Source organism: Bacillus sp. MYb56 (assembly GCF_002976445.1).
Taxonomy (GTDB): Bacteria; Bacillota; Bacilli; order Bacillales; family Bacillaceae_G; genus Bacillus_A; species Bacillus_A mycoides.
This window is the reverse complement of sequence record NZ_PCOH01000088.1, coordinates 1-6,248: the sequence shown is the minus strand read 5'-3', so window position 1 is coordinate 6,248 and position 6,248 is coordinate 1. Positions and strand designations below refer to the sequence as shown.

General features: G+C 29.4%; 8 protein-coding genes. 4 read left to right on the top strand and 4 right to left on the bottom strand.

The features are described from left to right. Positions 1–426: 426 nt before the first annotated feature. On the bottom strand, positions 427–1,092 hold the full coding sequence (locus CQ058_RS30685; protein ID WP_105590230.1) for a helix-turn-helix domain-containing protein: 666 nt from the start codon (positions 1,090–1,092) through the stop codon (positions 427–429). 295 nt (positions 1,093–1,387) lie between these two features. Here CQ058_RS30685 and CQ058_RS30680 point away from each other — a divergent pair, with 295 nt between their 5' ends. Next, positions 1,388–1,630 (top strand): DUF3937 family protein, encoded by a 243-nt coding sequence (locus tag CQ058_RS30680; RefSeq protein WP_016107356.1) that lies wholly within the window; start codon positions 1,388–1,390, stop codon positions 1,628–1,630. A gap of 21 nt (positions 1,631–1,651) precedes the next feature. Here CQ058_RS30680 and CQ058_RS30675 read toward each other — a convergent pair whose 3' ends face one another. The 3 genes from CQ058_RS30675 to CQ058_RS30665 all read right to left on the bottom strand — a co-directional run bounded on the left by CQ058_RS30675 (position 1,652) and on the right by CQ058_RS30665 (position 4,040). Next, complete coding sequence (locus tag CQ058_RS30675) at positions 1,652–2,224, bottom strand: tyrosine-type recombinase/integrase (RefSeq protein WP_105590229.1); 573 nt, start codon at positions 2,222–2,224, stop codon at positions 1,652–1,654. A 229-nt stretch (positions 2,225–2,453) separates the two neighbouring features. Continuing rightward, positions 2,454–2,846: a hypothetical protein gene (locus CQ058_RS30670; RefSeq protein ID WP_033728444.1), complete on the bottom strand. Its 393-nt coding sequence runs from the start codon at positions 2,844–2,846 to the stop codon at positions 2,454–2,456. 12 nt (positions 2,847–2,858) lie between these two features. Beyond that, a complete protein-coding gene (locus CQ058_RS30665; RefSeq protein ID WP_105590228.1) occupies positions 2,859–4,040 on the bottom strand; it encodes an alpha/beta hydrolase family protein in 1,182 nt (393 codons plus the stop codon). 60 nt (positions 4,041–4,100) lie between these two features. Between CQ058_RS30665 and CQ058_RS30660 the strand changes: the two genes are divergently transcribed. The 3 genes from CQ058_RS30660 to CQ058_RS30650 all read left to right on the top strand — a co-directional run bounded on the left by CQ058_RS30660 (position 4,101) and on the right by CQ058_RS30650 (position 5,996). Continuing rightward, entirely contained in the window at positions 4,101–4,484 is a 384-nt protein-coding gene (locus CQ058_RS30660) for a DUF1433 domain-containing protein (RefSeq protein ID WP_105588272.1), read from the top strand. Between the two features lie 81 nt (positions 4,485–4,565). Then, entirely contained in the window at positions 4,566–4,949 is a 384-nt protein-coding gene (locus CQ058_RS30655; protein WP_105590227.1) for a DUF1433 domain-containing protein, read from the top strand. 462 nt (positions 4,950–5,411) lie between these two features. Next, the gene (locus CQ058_RS30650) at positions 5,412–5,996 is read left to right on the top strand and encodes a helix-turn-helix domain-containing protein (protein ID WP_002193740.1); all 585 of its coding nucleotides are present in this window, start codon (positions 5,412–5,414) and stop codon (positions 5,994–5,996) included. Positions 5,997–6,248 lie beyond the last annotated feature (252 nt).

Sequence of the window (6,248 nt, the reverse complement as noted above, 5' to 3'; positions counted from 1 at the left end):
CCAAGATTCGTGGTTCTACTGTTAGAAAAAGGCGAATAAGAATATAGCATACATACAATAAGGGAATGCAGTATAGATCAGTCTACAAGCATTCCCTTGCTATAAAGATGTTAATAATATTTTAATGCTGTTGCTGCTATATATGTCATATTTATTAAGAATAAAAAGATTAATATATCTAGTGTTAAAAAAACATATAATATTATTTTCATTTTTTTAGATGTATCATTTTTAATCATATATATAATAAATAGCATTGTAATTGATTGGAATAGCATGGTGAAAAATAAAAATGTAATAGCAAACACCATATTCCCTGGTACAAATGGAGTATTCATAATGAGTAGAGAACTAATTATATTAAGAATAAGCGTAGTTAGTATAAAAATATATTTATAAATGTTTTTAATTTTGATCGCCTACTTTTTAATTTTTTAGTTGGTAATACAGTTGTTTATTTTTATGGTTATATATAAGTATTTTTTTATTGTTTTCATCTACAATGTAAACATCTTTTTCTTCCCAATCTATTCCATGAGGTATATCTTTTTCAATTGAAAATAAAACATCTTTATTTCTAAAAGGAATTGAATTTCGATTAGCATGAATGTTTAATTCATGATCTTTTGTTTCAATGCTATAATCTCCTGAATAATTGGAGAAGAAAGGTGTTAATTTACTATAAATATATAGAATTTCTTTTTTATCGCTTTCTTGATAAAAGTGGGAATTAATAACCTTTAGATCTGATGTTTTTATATCCTTTGGTATAAGTAAAAAGGCAATGAGACAATAAAATATAACAACAATAGTAATTAAAGAATATATGTAGAGAGAAGCTATTAATAAATATCTTTTGTAATTGCTTTGTTTTATTATCTGATTTTGCAAATTTGAATCCTCCTTTAATAAAGAATCAATTGAAACATTAAATAGATTGCTTAAGGCTAATAAATTGGTTAGATCGGGAAGACTTTTTCCTAGTTCCCATTTAGATATGACTTGTCTTGAAATAAATAATTGGCTGGCTACATCTTCTTGTGTCATGTTATTTATTAATCTTAAATGTTTTATTTTTTTTCCAATGTCCATATATGTACCTCCTTTAATTACTTTAATTATTCTAATGTTAAATAGTAAGGAACGCATCGTAGCGTTATAAAAAAGGCATGCAATAATCTGTTGCGGATCCTTTTATTGTGATTTATCTTCTTGATAATTAAGAATTAGGAAGGTGAATTATATAATTAATAAGAGAAATTATAGGGGATAAATTTTGTATAAGTTTTGATTTGAAATAAAATATATATTATCCATTTGTTGACAGAAACACGGAAAATATATATATTTTATTTAATATTATGATTTTCTATTTAAGGGGTGCTATATGTTTAAAGATAAAAAAATGATTCGATTTGGTTTATGGCTATTTGTCTCTTTATCTGTAATTCAGTTTACTATTGGTTGTGTAAAAGGATATTATAAAGCCTCTACAGGTAATGAATTATTAATTTCAGAAACATGGAAAACAGTATTATTAGATGCTCCTGAAGGAATACTTGTTATTTTGGGTGCAATTGCTTTATATCAATTTACAAAAAAAGCACCAGAAAAAACGGCATCTATGTAGATGTCGTTTTTTTGATAGATTTTAAATATAGAAATTATCAAGTACATTGTCTTTTTCTTCTTTATTAATTCCAATGTATTTTAGTGTGATTTGGGGTGTACTATGATTTAGAATTTCTTGCAACATAGCAACATCTTTTGTTTGTTTATAGAACCAATAGCCGAAGGTTTTGCGCATGGTATGAGTCCCGATGGATTCGATACCGGCAAAATCTCCGGCTTTTTGCAATTGTCGATAAGCCTGAATCTTACTAATGGGGTAATCTCCTTTTCGGGAAGGGAATAACCAGGTACTTTCTAGAGCTTGGGCATACGAATAGACTTCATCAAAAATAGAAGTAAGATTAATCATGCGTTCTTTCTTTGTTTTTCCTTCTTTGATTTTGAATTCTTTTCTCTTTTTTCGTTTTAGTTTTACTATGGTTTTTGTTTCAAGTTGAAGTAGATCACTGACACGCAATCCAGTATGAATGCCAATTAAAAATAGAATATAGTCTCGTTCGGAACAATGACGTTTAAGAGCCCATTTCATATCTTCGATCTGATCTTTGCTACGGATGGGTTGGACATCTATGAGATGTGGTTTTTTGTTCATGGATTTATAACCTCTTAATTTATAGTGTTTTGAATGTATACTTTTGTCTTATAAATTGAGGATATCAGGAGAATTGGAGATAAGTCAATATTTTAGGGGATTTGAATGTAAACTAATATGTAAAAGTTTACATTCGAAAAAAGTAAAAAAAGTCCTACATAAGAGGACTTTTTTTAATGTATATAAATTAATATAATAATAGCATTTTTTTAGTTTTTTTATACTTCTCTTATTTTTTTCCGCAACTGTTTGCCAAGTGAACATGCTCATTAAAAATTTTGTTGTTAATTTGTTTTTCATATTTTTTTAATGTTTCATTTATTTTACTACCAGTTTTACTTTCGAAACTTTTTTCTAGTTCTGCTGCTATATCTCTTGTACTTGTTTGTAAATCGTGAAATACTCCTATGTTTTTTTGAAGAGCGTATGTATCTTCTTTTATAATATCTATTGATTTAAACCCTACCTCTGTTTTTAACATCATACGTTGCATTTCTTTTTCAATTTGTTTTTTAGCAGCTTGTAATTCATCAACAACCTGATTTGCTAAATCTCCTGCAGTTCCTGCAGCATTTTCGATTTGTTTTTCTATTTTTTTAATTTCTCCCATAAAATCCATCATATAATTATCCCCTTATTTAATTAGAAAATTTGCTGCTAATTGGTTGTCTTTATCTCTTAGTGAATTTGCTGCATCACTAATATCATCTCCGAATCGGCTTAAACTCTTTTGTTCTTTTTTTAAAAGATGGATTAATTCTTCTGCTAGGTTTGCGTCATGAAAATAGTCATTTCCACCTTTTCTAATTTTAGCAATTTGTGAGATGGCTTCATCTACTTCGTGTTCTTCTAATAAATGAAATCTTCCACCTGGCCCTGTTTCATGTTTTAATTGATTTTTTAACTTTTGAACTGCTTCAGCTTCTTTTTTTTGAAACTCTTCTATATTTTTTGCGATTTCTGATAATCGATTGCTGAGTGTTTGAATTTTTTTTGCTTGTCTTATAATGTCTTCAGGTTCTAATTTTAATATGGGACTTCCATTTGAATGAAAGGATCCCCTAAATGTATCTCTGCCGTGTCCTTCCATAGTTAAACGTGTAAGAAATCCTTCTTTTGTATCGTTCTGTCTCAATGTGTATTGTTTACCAATTAGAGGTGCACCGAATTGAGTGTGGTTACCAATCTTGTCATTTTCATGTGTATAATCAGTTCCTTTATTTTCCATTTTCCCTTCATTTACTCGTTTTTTTGCTTCAGGACTTAGTAAACCATAGGGATTCGGTGCAGCATATGTAGTTGTATAACAATCTAATTCTGCAGCAATAAGGCCCGCTTCTGCACCACCTTTACTATGTCCAGTAGTATGAAGAGAAGAAGGGGTATATTTTGCTACGATGTCATTTTTTGCCCATTTTAATCCAGTATCAAATGATGTTTCAGAATCAGGTTTTATAGTTTGACTGTTACTTGCAGTAATTACTTTAGAATTTATTTTAATTCCAAATGTAATCTGATCAATATCTGTTACGAAATCTGCTAATTGTGTAGGCTCTGTTCCACGAAATGCTAGGATTATATCATCATAATGTGTTGCATTTTCTTTGTAATCTTTTTTCGGTACTACTGCAATAGCTTCTAATCCATTTTTTACTTTTTGACAATCTGCATCAATTGATTCTATAACTACCCATATCTTACCATCTACCCCTTTTATTTCTTTACCTTTTTTTAAAACTTCGTCATCATAAACTTGATCTGATAGTTCGAAATAATCTTCATCTGTTGCAATGGTATTCCTTTTAAATTCATTCATATGTTTCTCAACTCATTTCATGGTATATTTTAACTATATTCAAATATAAGGGGATTTTAAATGAAAAAGAAATTGGTAATTATTTTATCCATTATTTGTATTATAGCAGGAGGATATTTTACTATGGAATACTTAAAACAAAAAGAAGAAGAGGAAAAGTTTTGGAAAGTGCAAGAAGCACGAGTAGAAAAGTATATTCGTTATAATATTCAGGATGTAAAATCTATTACGTTTACAGAAAAGAGTGTAAGTCCTATGGGAGTCCCAAGATTAAAAGGCTATATAAATAATAATAAAGAATTAGATTTCATAGCTCGTATAAGTACAACTGAAAACTTTGAAGACAATTTCACGCGTTCTGGGGAATTAGGGAAACTTATAAAAGATCCTGAAAAGTCGGTATCTGAAATCGAAAAAGAAGAGAAAGAAAAAAACCAAGAGTAGTTCTTGCAACTACTCTTGGTTTCTGTACCCTATTTTAGAAAGAGCATATGTTAACTAGCTTTGAATATAAGGGGATTTCCAATGAAGAAAGTAATGATTTTGGTTGTATCTGCTGTGATACTCATAGCAGGAGGATATTTTACTATGGAATACTTAAAACAAAAAGAAGAAGAGGAAAAGTTTTGGAAAGTACAAGAAGTCCGGGTAGAAAAATATATTCATTATAATGTTAAAGATGTAAAATCGATTACGTTTATAGAACATAAAATAAGTCCTATGGGGGTTCCTTCTATAGAAGGATATATAAATAACGATAAGGAATTGTGGTTTATTGCTAGTATTAGTACTACAGAGAATTTTGAAGATGATTTTGGACGTTCTGGAGAACTTGGAAAACTTATAAAAGATCCTGAAAAATCAGTATCCGAAATTGAAAAAGAAGAGAAAGCAAAAAACCAAGAGTAGTCTTTGCGATTACTCTTGGTTTTTTATTATAGAAAATCGAGCGAAGCGACAACCGTTTTAGGACGAAGAAATGAAACTTCGAAGATAAAAAATGGTAAAGGTACTAGGAAACTTCCTAGCAAGACAAAAACGAAGTTTTTGAGGTTTACCATGGTAAACCCGTAGCTTGCCCTTTCCCTTTTCTCTTTTAAAATTTTCTATACTTTTAATTATTGTTATGAATTTGTAATTAAAAAATTCATTTTCCTGACGTTATCTCGATGATAAGAAAAAAAGAGTCCCTATTGTTTTAGGACTCTTTTTCTATTAGTTATAACAAAAAAAGCCAATCATGATATAATTGAGTTGCGACGCTACAACTATACATAAGAGGCTTTTTTATTCTTATAAAATTCTAATTACATAATAGCATAAAAAAAGTCTCCGTACTAGTTGTAAATACTAGGAATGAGGAGAAAAGTTATGACAAATACTATCAATTTAAAACAAGCTGAAAAAAATGCAAGATTAAGAGATATCGAGGATTCGAAGATTTTGTCAGAAGAAGAGATGTATTTAGCAAATGAACTTCAAGCAAAAGCTAATTCTCATGGTATGAAGCTAGTCCCAGAACGAAAAGTGAAGAATAAAGCTAAATTCGCTCAAATTATTCAAGAGAATTGGTTATATCTTATTCAGAATAATTATTTGAAAAACGAAGAAATTATGTTTTTGAACAAAATTATTGGTTTTATAGGATTTCGATCTAACTGTATTGTTCATGATATAAATGCAAAAGAGCAGTTACCTATGACTCAAACTGAAATAGCAGAAAAAATAGGTTCTAGTAAAAATACAGTTAGTAGATTAATAAAACAATTAATTGAAAAGGGTCTAATTGGACGTTTTGAGTCGGGTAGAGATGGAATTAATGCTAGAATGTATGCACTGTACATAAACCCTAATATGATTCTTTGTGGAGATCGAGACAATATTAATCAAACACTACAAACTATGTTTATAAGAAAACCAAAAGAATTGAAAAATTTACCTATAAAATTAGTGTAACCTGTATGAATTTCATACAGGTTTTTTTGTAACTTTCATAGTTATCGAATTCGATAACTAAAGTTATCGAATTCGATAACTATGAAAAAACTTGAAACCCTTGGTATTACTGGTTTTTTTCTACTTTTGTATGCTTGTCCCTTCTCACTCTCTATATAAAGGGCTAAAAGTTCCGCAAGGAACGGGTCGTATTTTCCTTCGCTTTGCTACAGAAAATCTCCACCCTTTTCGCTTTGCTACATCCTTGCCAAA

Bases quoted from the DNA above. Each gene is read 5' to 3' on its own strand.
- CQ058_RS30685 (WP_105590230.1), bottom strand. From the start codon at position 1,092: ATGGACATTGGAAAAAAAATAAAACATTTAAGATTAATAAATAACATG.
- CQ058_RS30680 (WP_016107356.1), top strand. From the start codon at position 1,388: ATGTTTAAAGATAAAAAAATGATTCGATTTGGTTTATGGCTATTTGTC.
- CQ058_RS30675 (WP_105590229.1), bottom strand. From the start codon at position 2,224: ATGAACAAAAAACCACATCTCATAGATGTCCAACCCATCCGTAGCAAA.
- CQ058_RS30670 (WP_033728444.1), bottom strand. From the start codon at position 2,846: ATGATGGATTTTATGGGAGAAATTAAAAAAATAGAAAAACAAATCGAA.
- CQ058_RS30665 (WP_105590228.1), bottom strand. From the start codon at position 4,040: ATGAATGAATTTAAAAGGAATACCATTGCAACAGATGAAGATTATTTC.
- CQ058_RS30660 (WP_105588272.1), top strand. From the start codon at position 4,101: ATGAAAAAGAAATTGGTAATTATTTTATCCATTATTTGTATTATAGCA.
- CQ058_RS30655 (WP_105590227.1), top strand. From the start codon at position 4,566: ATGAAGAAAGTAATGATTTTGGTTGTATCTGCTGTGATACTCATAGCA.
- CQ058_RS30650 (WP_002193740.1), top strand. From the start codon at position 5,412: ATGACAAATACTATCAATTTAAAACAAGCTGAAAAAAATGCAAGATTA.